The sequence below is a fragment of the Agromyces mariniharenae genome (genome assembly GCF_008122505.1).
Classification (GTDB): domain Bacteria; phylum Actinomycetota; class Actinomycetes; order Actinomycetales; family Microbacteriaceae; genus Agromyces; species Agromyces mariniharenae.
The window spans coordinates 1,419,804-1,434,117 of the sequence record NZ_VSSB01000001.1 but is presented as its reverse complement, the minus strand read 5'-3'; the positions used below and the strand labels follow the sequence as shown (position 1 = coordinate 1,434,117).

8 protein-coding genes are annotated in these 14,314 nt (G+C 71.6%); 3 read left to right on the top strand and 5 right to left on the bottom strand.

From position 1 onward, the window contains the following. Positions 1-17: 17 nt before the first annotated feature. Positions 18-1,298 carry an ABC transporter substrate-binding protein gene (locus tag FYC51_RS06535; protein WP_420797217.1) on the bottom strand — a complete coding sequence of 427 codons (1,281 nt, stop codon included), beginning with the start codon at positions 1,296-1,298 and terminating at the stop codon, positions 18-20. A gap of 295 nt (positions 1,299-1,593) precedes the next feature. On the opposite strand from FYC51_RS06535, the gene FYC51_RS06530 reads away from it, so the two are divergent. From FYC51_RS06530 to FYC51_RS06520, 3 genes are all read left to right on the top strand, one after another. Beyond that, complete coding sequence (locus FYC51_RS06530) at positions 1,594-2,406, top strand: M15 family metallopeptidase (protein WP_238476243.1); 813 nt, start codon at positions 1,594-1,596, stop codon at positions 2,404-2,406. A 4-nt stretch (positions 2,407-2,410) separates the two neighbouring features. After that, the gene (locus tag FYC51_RS06525) at positions 2,411-3,859 is read left to right on the top strand and encodes an MFS transporter (protein ID WP_148732804.1); all 1,449 of its coding nucleotides are present in this window, start codon (positions 2,411-2,413) and stop codon (positions 3,857-3,859) included. Positions 3,860-4,459: 600 nt separating this feature from the next. Further along, entirely contained in the window at positions 4,460-5,863 is a 1,404-nt protein-coding gene (locus tag FYC51_RS06520) for an amidase domain-containing protein (RefSeq protein WP_148732803.1), read from the top strand. Positions 5,864-6,009: 146 nt separating this feature from the next. Here the strand turns inward: FYC51_RS06520 and treZ are convergent, their stop codons facing one another. The 4 genes from treZ to pgm form a co-directional block, all read right to left on the bottom strand. Then, positions 6,010-7,860, bottom strand: coding sequence for a malto-oligosyltrehalose trehalohydrolase (gene treZ, locus FYC51_RS06515; protein ID WP_148732802.1), 1,851 nt, complete (start codon positions 7,858-7,860; stop codon positions 6,010-6,012). Further along, the gene (locus FYC51_RS06510; RefSeq protein WP_148732801.1) at positions 7,857-10,337 is read right to left on the bottom strand and encodes a malto-oligosyltrehalose synthase; all 2,481 of its coding nucleotides are present in this window, start codon (positions 10,335-10,337) and stop codon (positions 7,857-7,859) included. Before FYC51_RS06510 ends, treZ begins: the two co-directional genes overlap by 4 nt. A gap of 3 nt (positions 10,338-10,340) precedes the next feature. Continuing rightward, a complete protein-coding gene (gene glgX, locus FYC51_RS06505) occupies positions 10,341-12,572 on the bottom strand; it encodes a glycogen debranching protein GlgX (protein WP_148732800.1) in 2,232 nt (743 codons plus the stop codon). Between the two features lie 75 nt (positions 12,573-12,647). Further along, positions 12,648-14,273 (bottom strand): phosphoglucomutase (alpha-D-glucose-1,6-bisphosphate-dependent), encoded by a 1,626-nt coding sequence (gene pgm, locus FYC51_RS06500; RefSeq protein WP_148732799.1) that lies wholly within the window; start codon positions 14,271-14,273, stop codon positions 12,648-12,650. Positions 14,274-14,314 lie beyond the last annotated feature (41 nt).

Sequence of the window (14,314 nt, the reverse complement as noted above, 5' to 3'; positions counted from 1 at the left end):
CGAGGCGTCGCCTCAGGTCAGCCGATGGCCTCGACCTCGGAGACCCACTGGTCCCACGAAGCCTGCTTGTCCTGCGTGCCGTCCTCGACGCGGGTCAGCGCCTTCTGCATCGCATCGTTGATCTGGAAGTAGAACTCGCCCTTGAACGGCGCGACCGAGACCGCCTTCGCGCGGTCGGTGAAGATCTCGCCGACCGGCGCGTTGTTGAAGTACTCGTTCACGAAGCCGGTGAGGGCCTCGTCGGTGTAGGCGTCGTTCTGGCTCGGGAAGGTGCCCGCGTTGACGAACGCCTTGATCTGCTGCTCGGGAGCGGTCAGCCAGTCGGCCAGCTTCTGGGCCTCCTCGACGTGCGCGCCGTTGGCGGGGACGGTCAGGTACGAGCCGCCCCAGTTGCCGCCGCCGTTCGGGAAGACGTTCGCGACGTCCCAGCCGGTGACGCCCTCCGCGTTGCCCGAGATGACGCCGAGCATCCAGCCCGGGCAGAGCATGGTCGCGTAGGCGCCGTTCGAGAGCCCGGCGAACCAGTCGTCGCTCCACTGGCCGAGGTGGGCCGACTGCGCGGCGCTCGCGTCGAGCACCTGGTTGTAGATGTCCTCGACCTCGGCGTTGTCGGTCGCGATGATGTCGCCCGAGTCGGGGTCCTCGTAGGCGGCCTCGACCTGGTTCACCATGCCCTGGTAGGTGCCGCCGGCCGAGTCGAACCAGGCCTTGCCCGTGGCGGCGGTGTACTGCGCGCCGACCTCGAAGTACTTGGCCCAGTCGCCCTCGAGGAGCGCGGCGACCGACTCGCGGTCGGTGGGGAGGCCGGCCGCGGCGAACAGGTCGGAGCGGTAGCAGACGCCCTCGGGGCCGATGTCGGTGCCGTAGCCGATCAGGCGGCCGTCGGCGTCGGTGGCGGCGTCGACCTTCCAGTCGAGCCAGCGGTCGGCCGTGCCGGAGGGGACCTCGGCGAGCAGGTCGGAGTACTGCATGACCTCGGGCAGCCAGTCGACCTCGATCGCCTCGACGTCGGCGAGGCCCTTCTTGCCGAGCTTCTGGAAGTAGTTCGCGCGAGCGTCGTTCGACGTCGCCGCCTTGTTCTGCACGACGGTGACGTTCGGGTTCTCGTCCATGTACTCCTGGAGGAGCTCGTCGGTGTACCCGAAGTCGTTGAACGTCGCGACGGTCAACTCGACCTTGCCGCCGTCGTCCGAACCGGAGTCGGACGCCGGTGCGCAGCCGGCGGCGATGAGGGCGATCGAGGCGGCGCCTGCGGCGGCCGCGATCACCGTGGTGCGTCGTGAAAGCTTCACGGTCACTCCCTTGTGTGCGTGTGGATGGTGGGATCGGAATGGTCACGTGAGGACGCACTCCCACCCGGGTGAGAGCGCTCTCACGATGCAAGGCATGATGCTACGAGAGCGCTCTCACGAATGTCAAGAGAGCGCTCTCACGAATTCGTTTCGTTACCGAGCCGTGATGTATTCCGCCGCGGGGATGCGCTGCACCGGCACGTCCTGGGGGTCGTGCGCGACGTTGCGAACGGGACGTTCGGTCCGGCCGATCACGGACGCCGACTCAGGTTGCGCGGCATCCGCGGCGTAGACTCGTCGGGTGTCTTCGAGCCAGCGGCAAGGACCGTCCGATCGGGTGCGCCAGCGCCGTCGGCTGGTCATCGCGGGATCGCTGAGCCTCGTCCTGCTCGCCATCGCGGTGATGGTCATCGGCTACGTCACCGGCCTCCCGTCGTCGGGCGACGACTCGTCGACGGCCGCCGAGGAGACGGAGACGCCGACGCCCCGGCCCTCGCCCGGTGAGGCGCCCGCTCCCGCGAGCATCGACACGTTCAACCGGGCCGCCAACTCGATCGACGACCCGAACAGCCTCTGGATCGTGGTCAACAAGCTGAGGCCGATCAACCCCCAGGACTTCGAGCCGCCCGACCTGGTCGAGGTCCCGGTCGAGTACACGAACGAGCCCGAGCTGCGGCAGATCGCATCGGACGCCGTCGTCGCCATGTTCGATGCGGCCAGGGCCGAGGCCGGCCTCGAGCTCGCGTCGAACAGCGCCTATCGGTCGTTCTCCTCGCAGGAGAACGTCTACGACGGTGACGACGCCACGACCGCCCGGCCCGGGTTCAGCGAGCACCAGACGGGGTTCGCGATCGACATCGGCCCGCTCTCGGGCGAGTGCTCGCTCGACGTCTGCTTCGCCGACACGCCCGAGGGCGCCTGGCTGCGCGACAACGCCCACCGATTCGGGTTCATCCTGCGCTACCCGGCCGACAAGACCCCGGTCACGGGCTACAGCTTCGAGCCGTGGCACTTCCGCTTCGTGGGCCCCGAGCTCGCCGCCGAGATGCGCGAGACCGGCGTGACCACGCTCGAGGAGTTCTTCGGCCTCCCGCCGGCGCCCGACTACGGATGATCCGATGACGGCTCGTACCGACGCGACGACGACCCAGGGCACGCGGATGCCGCGGCGCGGCCTCGGCCTCACGGTGCTCATCGTCAACCAGCTGCTCGCCGGCGTCGGCGTGGCGACGGGCATGGCCCTCGCCGCGATCCTCACCGCCGACCTCACGGGCACGCTCGCCATGGGCGGGCTCGCGCAGTCGTCGAGTGTGCTCGGCGCGGCCATCGTGGCGATTCCGCTCGCCAAGCTCGCCGTGCGCTCGGGCCGCCACGTCGCGCTCGCCACCGGCTATGCGCTCGCGTGCGTCGGCGCCCTGCTCGTGATCGTCGCGGCCGCGAGTGCGTGGGCGCCCCTCGTGTTCCTCGGCCTCGCGGCGTTCGGCGCGGGCGCGGCGGCCGGCCTGCAGGCGCGGTTCGCGGCGACCGAGGTGGCCGCGCCGGGCTTCGAGGCCCGTTCCATGTCGCTCGTGCTGTGGGCCACCACGATCGGCTCGGTCGCCGGCCCGCTGCTCTCGCAGACCGGCGACGCCGTGGGGCAGGCCATCGGGCTGCCGCCGCTCGTGGGTCCGTTCGTGTTCTCGGCGGTGGCGTTCGCGATTTCCACGCTGCTCGTCGGCACGCTGCTGCGCATCCCGAAGGCGGGGCACCTCGCCGTCGACACCGAGGCGACGGCGGATGCCGCGACGGCTCCGGATGCGGTCGAATCCGCTCCGGCCGCGGGGGTCGCGAGCCGCTCCGCGCGCGAGTCCGCGGTCGCGCCGGCCGCCGTCGATGCCGCCGCGGTCGACCCGGCCGCCACGCCCGAGGCCGCTGCGGCATCCGCCGAGGTCGAGGCATCCGTCACGAGCGCTGCGCCGGCACGCCGCGTCGGCTCGTGGCACGCGCTGCGCATCGCGGTGCGGGAGCCGCGTGCGCTCGTGGCGATCCTCGCGATCGTCTGCTCGCAGACCGTCATGATCTGCGTGATGGTCATGACGCCCGTGCACATGACCGAGCACGGGCTGTCGTTGTCGCTGGTGGGCGTGGTGATCAGCATCCACATCCTCGGCATGTACGGGGCGAGCCCGATCATGGGCTGGCTGTCCGATCGCATCGGCTCGATCCGCGTCATCGGCATCGGTGCGGCGATCCTCGTGACGGCCACGATGATCGGCATCCTCGCGCCGGCCGACGACGTGCTGCTGCTCCCGCTCGCGCTCGGCCTGCTCGGCCTCGGCTGGTCGGCGAGCCTCATCGGCGGCTCGACGCTGCTCACGACCACCGTCGACGAGCGCATCCGGGTGCCGCTGCAGGGTGCGACGGATGCCGCGATGAACGTCGCCGCGGCCGGCGCCGCCGCGATCTCGGGCGTCGTGCTCGGCGCCGGCGGGTTCGCGGCCGTCAACGTGGTGGCGATCTTCGTGCTCGTGCCGCTCGCGATCGCCGCGCTGCGCCTGCGCATGATCGGCCGCCAGGCGCCCGCCTGAGCGGACCCGCGCGCCTGGGCGGCCCCGCCCGTCTGAGCGCACCTGCCTGCCGAGCGGAAGACACCCGCCCGTCGGACCCGCCCGTCGGACCCGCCCGTCGGACCCGCCCGTCGGACCCGCCCGTCGGACTCGCCCGTCGGACCCGCCCGTCGGACCCGAACGTCGGACTCGCCCGTCGGACCCGCCCGCCGGACCCGAACGTCGGACCCGCCCGTCGGCGGGAATCCCGGCTGTGCGCGGGAATCCCGTTCGGGCGGGATTCCAGCACGCGAACGGGATTCCGGCAGGCGAGGGGACGCCGTCGGCGACGCCGTGCGGGCGCAACGCTGCGCGCCGCGGGCTTGCGGCTCCGTTCGAGGACCGATGCGCACGCATCGAATCCCAGCGACCGTTCAGGTGAGCGGGCGTAGGGTCGCTGGGTCCCAAGCGAGGATTGCTCGCCGATGTGGACGCGGCGCCGTGGCCGCAGGCGGCGCCCAATGCCAAGTCGTGGTCGTGATCGCGCTCTCACGCTTCTCCCAGTAAGCGAGCGGGTCCTTCACATGCACGCGTGATGGGGTGCCGTGTCCCCCTTAATGCCGACACCCCCGGATCCTCGCCGTGCCAAAGACCCCCGATACCCCTGAGCTTCCCGTGCGCTTCCGCACCACCTTCCGAGTTCCGTCCTCCCCGTACGACGTCACGGCCGCTGCCGTCGACCCGACCGAGACCGTGACGGGCGAGCTCGGCGCGGATTGGCAGCCGGGTGCGGCATCCGAGTTCGATGCGATCCCCGCGCCCGAAGAACCCGCCATCGAGTCCGATGAGGCTGGTGCGGTGTTCGCCGCCCTCGACGCCTCCGAGTCGGACGCGACCGAGCCGACGACGGCGCTCGAGCCCGAGGCGTCCGATGAGCCCGAGCCGACGGCGACCCCCCAGCCGCGCCCGAAGGGCCCGCGGCACCGCGCCGAGCGCGTGCGCAACCGCCGAGCGCCGGGCGCCGCGTTCCGCCGGACCGTCGCCCTCGGCTGCGCCTCGGCGATCATGGGCGTGACCGCGCTCGGCGCCGTCGCGGCGGCCGCGAACGACGGCACCTCGGTCGGCACCGTGGTCTCGGCGAATGCGGTCGACCGTGCGACCCCGACCGACACGATCGCCGCCGAGCCTGCCTCCGAGGTCGACGAGGGTCCGGCCGTGACGGGCGAGCTCTCGGTCACGTCGGCGCCGTTCACCGGCGGCACCCAGGTGACGGTCACGGGCGAGGAGCTCGACCAGGTCGCCGCCGTCAGCGTCGGCGACGCCGCCGCGACGATCGTGTCGGCCGACGAGGGTCAGGTCACCTTCGCGGTGCCGGCCGTCGCCGACACCGCGACGGGCTCGATCGCCGAGGTGCACTTCGCGGATGCCGCGGGCCAGCCGATCGACGTCGAGATGCCGACCGCCGTGGTCGCTGCCGGCACGTCGGTGGTGCAGCCGCTCGAGGGCGAGCTCACCGGCCGGCCCGAGGCTGCGGTGCCCACCACGCCCAGGACGCTGACCCTCACCTACACGAGCGATCCCGGCATCGACGCGCAGGTCGCCTACGTGCTCACCTATTGGAGCAGTTACAACTCGGCCCAGTACCCGGTGATCGACGGTTACGACTGCGCGAACTTCGCCAGCCAGTCCCTCATCGCGCGCGGCTGGGCGATGGACGGCGGCTGGTACCTCGACGGCGGCACCGGCGCGATGTCGCCGAGCTGGGCCAGCTCCACCGCCCTGCGCGATTACCTCCGCACCCGCACCGACCGCGCGATCGAGCTCGACGACTCGCAGCGCTCGCAGGTCAAGGTGGGCGACATCGCCCAGTTCGACTGGGATGGCTCGGGCGACCGCGACCACACCGCCGTCGTGACCCGCGTCGAGCACTCCGACGCCGGCACGAAGGTCTGGGTCGGCGGCCACACGAAGGACGCCGACTTCTGGGACGTCGACACCGCCCTCGCCACGGGCGGCGGCTCGGTGAGCTACTTCTCGATCCGGTAACCGGCCACGGCGGTTTCTCCGCCTGTCGTCACGAATCCAGGAAGAACGCGGCGACACGCCGCCGCGCGGTCGTCGACACGCCGACGGCCCGGCAGGAGTTCCTGCATTCGGGCCAGCGGGGTCTCGAGGAGCGTCGGCGCGGTGAGCTACTCCTCGATGCGGGAACCGGTCTCGACGGTTTCCACCACGACGACCGACCGCGCGGGCAGCACGCGCGCGTCGGCTGCCTCTGGAACGGGATCCCCGGCGAGCACGCCCGAGTGCAGCAGCACGCGTCCGGCGAGTGTCGTCGCCGCACCGGCCGGTCCGAGGTTCACCGCGATGACGACGGCGCCGCGGTGCACGAGCACGGTCCGGGCGTCCTCGTCGATCTCGACGCGGGTCAGCGTCATCCTGGGGTCGGTGAGCTCGGGTCGCGAGCGACGCAGCGCGATGAGGGACCGATACCAGCGCAGCATCCGCGTATGCCGGGATTCGGGGATGCGCGGTCCGGCCACGAATCCGAAATCCCCTGACTCGGGCAGTTCGGGGTCGACCGCGTCGGGATACGGCTCGGCCCAGTCGAGCTTCGAGCGCCGGAACGTCTCAGGGTCCTGCGGGTCGGGCACGACCGCAGGGTCCCAGCCCATGCGCTCGAACTCCGCGATGCGTCCCTCGGCGGTCGCCCGGCCGAGCTCGGGCTCGGGGTGCGACGTGAAGAACTGCCACGGCGTCGATGCCGCCCACTCCTCGCCCATGAACAGCATCGGCGTGAACGGCGAGAGCAGCGTGAGCGCTGCCGCGATCGCGAGCCCGCCGTCGTCGACGGATGCCGCGAGCCGATCGCCCGCGGCCCGGTTGCCGACCTGGTCGTGGTCCTGGTCGAACACCACGAGCCGCCACGCGGGCGTGCGCTCCTCGTCGATGCCCCGCCCGTGCACGCGCCCCCGGAACGTCGACATCGTCCGCGCGTGGAAGAACCCGCGCTCGAACACCTCGCGCAGCGCTGCGAGCGGCGCGAAGTCCTCGTAGTAGCCGACCGTCTCGCCCGAGACGGCCACGTGCACGGCGTGGTGGAAGTCGTCGCTCCACTGCGCCGTGATCCCGTTGCCGTGCGCCTCGCGCGGCCGGATCATGCGCGGATCGTTGAGGTCGCTCTCGGCGATGAGGGTCAGCGGCCGGCGCACGTGCGCCGAGAGCGCGTCGACCCGCTCCGCGAGTTCCTCGAGCAGGTGCACGGCACGGTGGTCGACGAGCGCGTGCACGGCGTCGAGCCGCAACCCGTCGACATGGTACTCGTCGAGCCACATCAGCGCGTTCCCGATGATGTGCTCGCGCACGTGATCGGAGTCGGGGCCGTCGAGGTTGAGCGACGCGCCCCACGTGTTCGCGCGCCCCTCGTGCAGGTAGGGGCCGAACTCGGGCAGGTAGTTGCCGCTCGGGCCGAGGTGGTTGTAGACCACGTCCTGGATCACCGCGAGCCCGCGTGCGTGGCAGGCGTCGACGAAGCGCTGGTAGGCCGCCGGTCCGCCGTACGACGCCTGCACCGCGTACCAGAGCACGCCGTCGTAGCCCCAGTTCCACTCGCCGTTGAACGCGTTGACCGGCAGCACCTCGACGAAGTCGACCCCGAGGTCGACGAGGTGGTCGAGCCTCCCGATCGCGGCGTCGAGGGTGCCCTCGGGCGTGAACGTGCCGATGTGGAGCTCGTAGACCACGCCGCCGGCGAGCCGGCGCCCGGTCCACGCCTGGTCGTGCCATTCGTGGGCGCCGGAATCGAACACCCGGGAGAGCGCGTGCACCCCGTCGGGCTGCCACCGCGACCGCGGGTCGGCGCGCGGCGTCTCGGCGTCGTCGATGAGGTAGCCGTAGTCACGGCCCGACGCGGTGGCGCTCCACCAGCCGTCGGGCTCCGCGGTCATCGGATGCCGCGCCCCGTCGAGCTGCAGCGTCATCCGCTCGGCCCGGGGCGCCCACACGCGGAACTCGGTCGGGCCGTTCGCGTCGGACGCGCTCATGCGGTGCCTCCTTCGTCGGCGAGCAGCGCCACCGGATAGCGATCGAGCAGCTCGGCGAGCCGTAGCTCGCCGCCGGCGTGCCGTCGCCGCGTGATCACGTCGACGAAGGGCGCGCTGCCGAGGTCGACCACGGTGTCGCCCCAGCCGCCGCGGGCGGCGAGGCCCACCGGCAGCCGGGTCGCGAGCGTGATCGCGCCGCCGCGGTCGAACGCCACGAGGTGCTCCGCCGCCGGTCCGGATGCCGCGAGCGGCGTGTAGTCGCCGAACAGGTCGGGCCGGTCGCGGCGCAGGCGAAGGGCACGGTTCGTGACGAGGAGCTTCGCCGCGCCGCCCGCGCCGACCTGGGGGAGGGCTCCGGCGTCGAGCATCGCGAGGATGCGCCGGCGCAGGTCGAAGTCCACCGGCCGGCGGTTGTCGGGGTCGACGAGCGACTGCTCCCAGAGCTCGCTGCCCTGGTAGACGTCGGGCACGCCTGGCGCGGTCAGCTGGATGAGCTTCGCCGACAGCGAGTTCGACCAGCCCGGCCGCTCGAGGAGCTCGACGGCCCGCCCGACGAGGTTCGCCACGCGCTCGTCGTCGAACACGGCGTCCACGAGCGCGTGCATGCGCGCCTCGAACGCGGCGTCGGGCTCGTACCACGTGGTGGAGTTCCCGGCCTCGCGTGCGGCCTTCTCGGCGTAGGCGTGCAGTCGCTCGCGGCTCGCGGGCCACGCGCCCACGATCGCCTGCCAGAGCAGGTGCTCGAGGGGTCCGTCGCCGAGGGGCGCCAGCTCGCGCAGCTCGTCGAGGATCGCGGTCCACTCGCCGGGAAGCTCGGCGATCACGTCGATCCGGGCCCGCACGTCCTCGCCGCGCTTGGTGTCGTGGGTCGACAGCGTGGTCATCGACCGCGGCATCCGCTCGTGCCGATCGCGCGCCCGGGCGTGGAACTCGTCGAGGTCGGTCGCGAACTCGGCCGGGTCGCCGCCCACCTCGGTGAGGCTCGTGAGCCGGGTGTACCGGTAGAACGCCGTGTCCTCGACGCCCTTGGCCATGACCATGCCGCTCGTCTGCTGGAATCGCAGGGCGGCCGGATGCCCCGGATCCGACAGGATCGGCAGCAGGCGCTCCACGACCGGGCCGAGCTCGGGCCGGTGCCGCACGGTGCGCTCGGCGGCCTCGTGCAGGTGCTCGACGCCGAACGGCAGGTACGAGCGGTACACGGGGAACCACGCGAGCAGCTCGGCGACCGCGTCGGCGATTTCGGTCCCCGAGCTCGTCGAAGGGACCGGCGCGGGCATCGCAACGCCGCGTGCGGCGCTCGCTTCGACGGGCTCAGCGAGCGCTTCGACGGGCTCAGCGAGCGCTTCGACGGGCTCAGCGAGCGCTTCGACGGGCTCAGCGCGCGTGGCGACGGGGGCAGCGAGCGTGGCGTCGATGAGCGTGCGGTCGAGCCGCAGCACCTCCGACCGCAGGATCCCGTCGGCGATCGCGCGCTTCGTGCCGTGGATCATGACGGCCCAGTCGACGGGATCCCCGCCGCGCAGTCGCGTGTCGAGCTCGGTGAGCGGCGCCTCGCCCGCGGGATCGACGAGCACGCGGTCGACGTCGGCGAGCGCGTCGTACCCGGTCGTGCCGTCGGTCGGCCAGCCCGGCGGGATCCGCTCGGGCCCCTCGAGGATCTTCTCGACGAGCACGTACGCGCCCGAGGTGCGCTCGGCGAGCCGCTCGAGGTAGGCGCCCGGATCGAGCAGCCCGTCGGGGTGATCGACGCGCAGGCCGTCGACGAGCCCGGCATCAAGCAAGCGCAGCACCTCGACGTGGCTCTCGTCGAAGACCCACGGCACCTCGACGCGGATCGCCGCGAGCGTGTTCACGGCGAAGAAGCGCCGGTAGTTCAGGTCGAAGTCGGCGCGCCGCCAGTCGACGAGCTCGTAGTGCTGGCGATCGTGCACGGCCACCGGGTCGTCGCCGGGTTCTGCGGTGCCGGATGCCACGGGGAACCGGTGGTCCCAGTAGCGCAGTTCGAAGCCGTCGCCATCGGGCACCGCCACGAGGCGCAGCGCGTCGACGTCGCCGGCGCCGCCGAGCACCGGGATCCGCAGTCGCCCGCCCCCGAAGTCCCAGTCGATGTCGAACGCCTGCGCGTACCGCGACCCGCGGCCGTTCGCGAGCACGTCCCACCACCACGCCATCGCCGCGGGCGTCGCGACGCCGACGTGGTTCGGCACGAGGTCGGCGAGCACGCCCATGCCGTGCTCGTGGGCGGCGGCCGACGCGCGCTCGAGCGCTTCGGGGCCGCCGCGCGCGGCGTCGACGCGGGAGTGGTCGACCACGTCGTAGCCGTGGTCGGACCCGGCCTCGGACTCCAGCAGCGGCGAGAGGTACAGCCAGTCGGCGCCGAGGTCGTGGAGGTAGTCGACGATGCCGGCGACGGCGTCGAGGTCGAACGACGGGCGCACCTGCAGGCGGTAGGTCGAGACGGGCGTCCGAGGCATCCGCTATCCCTTCGACGGCTTGGTCACGGTCGATCCGTTGATGGGCGGCGCGGGGGAGTGGCCGGCCTGCTGCGTGCGCACCGAGAGCGACGCGGCGACCGAGTGGTCGGGCTCGGCCTCGGGCTCGCTGTGCGCGCGCAGCACGAGCATCGACCGGCCCTCGAGCGTGAATACCGCGCCGGCGCCCCTCGCCTCCGCGTCGGCGGCGCGACCCGCGGTGTCGATCACCACGTCCCACTGCTGGTGGGTGCGCAGCGGCACCGTGAAGTCGACGGGGTCGGGTGCCGCGTTGTAGAAGAGCAGGAAGTCCACGTCGGTGATCGGCTCGCCCCGCGCATCCCGCTGGCGGATGCCGCCGCCGTTCAGGTAGACGCCGACGGAACGCCCGAGCGGGGCATCCCAGTCCTTCGCCCGCATCTGCGTGCCCGAGGGGCGCAGCCACACGATGTCGGGGAGCGGGGCGCCCTCGCCGCCTTCGTCGCTCTCGACCGGACGGCCATCGAAGAACCGGCTCCGTCGGAACGTCGGATGGTCCTTCCGCAGTCGGGCGACCGCGGCGGTGAACTCGATGAGCGGGTGGTCGGCCTCGTCCCAGTGGATCCAGGTCAGCTCGCTGTCCTGCGCGTAGGTGTTGTTGTTGCCGAGCTGCGTGCGGCCGAGCTCGTCGCCGTGCAGCAGCATCGGCACGCCCTGCGAGAGCAGCATCGTGGCGATGAAGTTCCGCTGCTGCCGGGCACGCAGCGCGAGCACCTCGGGGTCGTCGGTCTCGCCCTCGACGCCGCCGTTCCACGAGCGGTTGTGCGACTCCCCGTCGCGGTTGTCCTCGCCGTTCGCGTCGTTGTGCTTCTCGTCGTACGACACCAGGTCGCGCAGCGTGAATCCGTCGTGCGCGGTCACGAAGTTGATCGACGCGACGGGCCGGCGGCCGCTGTTCTCGTAGAGGTCGGCCGAGCCCGTGATGCGCGAGGCGAACTCGCCGAGGGTCGAGGGCTCGCCGCGCCAGAAGTCGCGCACGGTGTCGCGGTACTGGCCGTTCCACTCGGTCCACTGCGGCGGGAAGTTGCCCACCTGGTAGCCGCCGGGCCCGACGTCCCACGGCTCGGCGATGAGCTTCACCTGCGAGACGACCGGATCCTGCTGCACGAGCTCGAAGAAGCTCGACAGGCGGTCGACGTCGTAGAACTCGCGCGCGAGCGTCGCCGCGAGGTCGAAGCGGAAGCCGTCGACCCGCATCTCGAGCACCCAGTAGCGCAGGCTGTCCATGATGAGCTGCAGGGCGTGCGGATGCCGCACGTTGAGCGAGTTCCCCGTGCCCGTGTAGTCGGTGTAGTAGCGCTTGTCGTCGTCCTCGAGGCGGTAGTACGCGGGGTTGTCGATGCCGCGGAACGAGATCGTCGGGCCGAGGTGGTTGCCCTCGGCCGTGTGGTTGTAGACGACGTCGAGGATGACCTCGATGCCCGCCTCGTGCAGCGTGCGCACCATGCTCTTGAACTCCTGCGCCTGCTGGCCGAGCTCGCCCGTGGACGCGTACTCGTTGTGCGGCGCGAAGTAGCCGATGGTGTTGTAACCCCAGTAGTTGCGCAGCCCCTTGTCGAGCAGCACCGCGTCGTGCACGAACTGGTGCACCGGCATGAGCTCGATGGCGGTGATCCCGAGCTTCAGGAGATGCTCGATGACGGCCGGATGCGCCACGCCGGCGTACGTGCCACGCTGCTCCTCGGGCACGTCGGGGTGCAGCTCGGTGAGGCCCTTCACGTGCGCCTCGTAGATGATCGTCTGCGAGTACGGCGTGTTGGGACGGCGGTCGCCCGCCCAGTCGAAGAACGGGTTGATCACCACCGCATGCGCAACGTGCTCCGCGGAGTCGTCGTCGTTGCGCGAGTCGGGGTCGCCGAAGTCGTAGCCGAAGAGCGACTGGTCCCAGTCGAACCGGCCGGCGACCGCCTTCGCGTACGGGTCGAGCAGCACCTTGTTCGGGTTCGTGCGCAGTCCCTGCTCGGGGTCGTGCGGTCCGTGCACGCGGTAGCCGTAGCGCTGCCCGGGTTGCACCTGCGGTAGGTAGGCGTGCCAGACGAACGCATCGACGTCCTGCAGCTCGACGCGGGTCTCGGTGCCGTCGGCGTCGAACAGGCAGAGCTCGACGCGGTCGGCGGTCTCGCTGAAGATCGCGAAGTTCGTGCCGCTGCCGTCGAAGGTCGCGCCGAGCGGATAGGCGGTGCCGGGCCAGGCTTCCATGGGACTCCTCTGGAGGTCGGTCGCGTGCATCGTCGCACCCGGATCGGGGTGGGGAATCGTTGCGGATCGAGGCGGTCAGCCGAGGGCCGCGTCGACCACGCGCTTGGCCTCCTCCTGCACGACCGCGAGGTGCTCGGGTCCCTTGAACGACTCGGCGTAGATCTTGTAGACGTCCTCGGTGCCGCTCGGCCGCGCCGCGAACCACGCGTCGGCGGTCTGCACCTTCACGCCGCCGATCGCCGCGTCGTTGCCGGGCGCGTGCGAGAGCTTCGCGGTGATGGGCTCGCCGGCCAGCTCGGTCGCCGCGATCGCGTCGCCGTCGAGCCTGCCGAGCGCGGCCTTCTGCGCGGGGGTGGCCGCGGCATCAGTGCGCTGGTACGCCGGATCGCCGAACCGCTCGACGAGCTCTGCGTAGAGCTGCGACGGCGACTTGCCCGTGACCGCGCGGATCTCGGACGCGAGCAGGCACAGCAGGATGCCGTCCTTGTCGGTCGTCCAGACGGTGCCGTCCTTGCGGAGGAACGAGGCGCCCGCGCTCTCCTCGCCGCCGAACGCGACGGATCCGTCGATCAGGCCCGGGACGAACCACTTGAAGCCGACCGGCACCTCCCAGAGGCGGCGGCCGAGCGACTCGGCGACGCGGTCGATCATCGAGCTCGACACGAGGGTCTTGCCGATCGCGGCATCCGACCGCCACTCTGGGCGATGGGTGTAGAGGTACTCGATCGCGACGGCGAGGTAGTGGTTGGGGTTCATGAGGCCGTCGTCGGGCGTGACGATGCCGTGCCGGTCGGCGTCGGCGTCGTTGCCCGTGAGGATGTCGTAGCCCTCGGCGTTCGCGAGCACCGAGGCCATGGCCGACGGGCTCGACGGGTCCATGCGGATCTTGCCGTCCCAGTCGAGCGTCATGAACGACCAGGCCGGATCGACGCGCTCGTTGACGACCGTGAGGTCGATGCCGTACGTGTCGCGGATCGCGGCCCAGTAGTGCACGGATGCCCCGCCCAGCGGGTCGGCGCCGATGCGGATGCCCGACTCGCGGATGGCGTCGAAGTCGATGATGCTGCCGAGGTCGTCGACGTAGTTCGAGCGGAAGTCGAACATCTCGACGGCGCTCGGCTCGGCCTGGTTCACCTCGCGGCAGTCGTCGGCGAGGAGCTCGTTCGCGCGGTTCGCGATCCAGCTCGTGGCGTCGGAGTCGGCCGGGCCGCCGTGCGGCGGGTTGTACTTGAAGCCGCCGTCTTGGGGCGGGTTGTGCGACGGCGTGATCACGATGCCGTCGGCCTCGCCCTCGGCGCGCTTCGCCGGGTCGTTGTTCCACGTGAGGATGGCGTGCGAGAGCGCCGGCGTCGGCACGTAGTCGTCGTACTGGTCGGTGAGCACCCGCACGTTGTTGGCCACGAGCACGTCGAGCGCCGTGGTCTGCGCGGGGGCGCTCAGTGCATGCGTGTCGGCGCCGATGAACAGCGGCCCGGTGACGCCCTGCGCGGTGCGGTACTCGACGATCGCCTGCGTGATCGCGAGGATGTGCCGCTCGTTGAAGCTGCGGTTGAACGACGAGCCGCGGTGGCCCGACGTGCCGAACACGACGCGTTGCTCGGGGATCGAGACGTCGGGCTCGAGGTCGTAGTAGGCCCTGACGAGAGCCTCGACGTCGATGAGATCGGATTCGGTCGCCGGGGTTCCCGCTCGCTCGTGCATCCTCACAGTCTGCCGCGCATGCCCGGCGGGCGACACCCCCT

Bases quoted from the DNA above. Each gene is read 5' to 3' on its own strand.
- FYC51_RS06525 (WP_148732804.1), top strand. From the start codon at position 2,411: ATGACGGCTCGTACCGACGCGACGACGACCCAGGGCACGCGGATGCCG.
- pgm (WP_148732799.1), bottom strand. From the start codon at position 14,273: ATGCACGAGCGAGCGGGAACCCCGGCGACCGAATCCGATCTCATCGAC.
- FYC51_RS06510 (WP_148732801.1), bottom strand. From the start codon at position 10,337: ATGCCTCGGACGCCCGTCTCGACCTACCGCCTGCAGGTGCGCCCGTCG.
- glgX (WP_148732800.1), bottom strand. From the start codon at position 12,572: ATGGAAGCCTGGCCCGGCACCGCCTATCCGCTCGGCGCGACCTTCGAC.
- treZ (WP_148732802.1), bottom strand. From the start codon at position 7,860: ATGAGCGCGTCCGACGCGAACGGCCCGACCGAGTTCCGCGTGTGGGCG.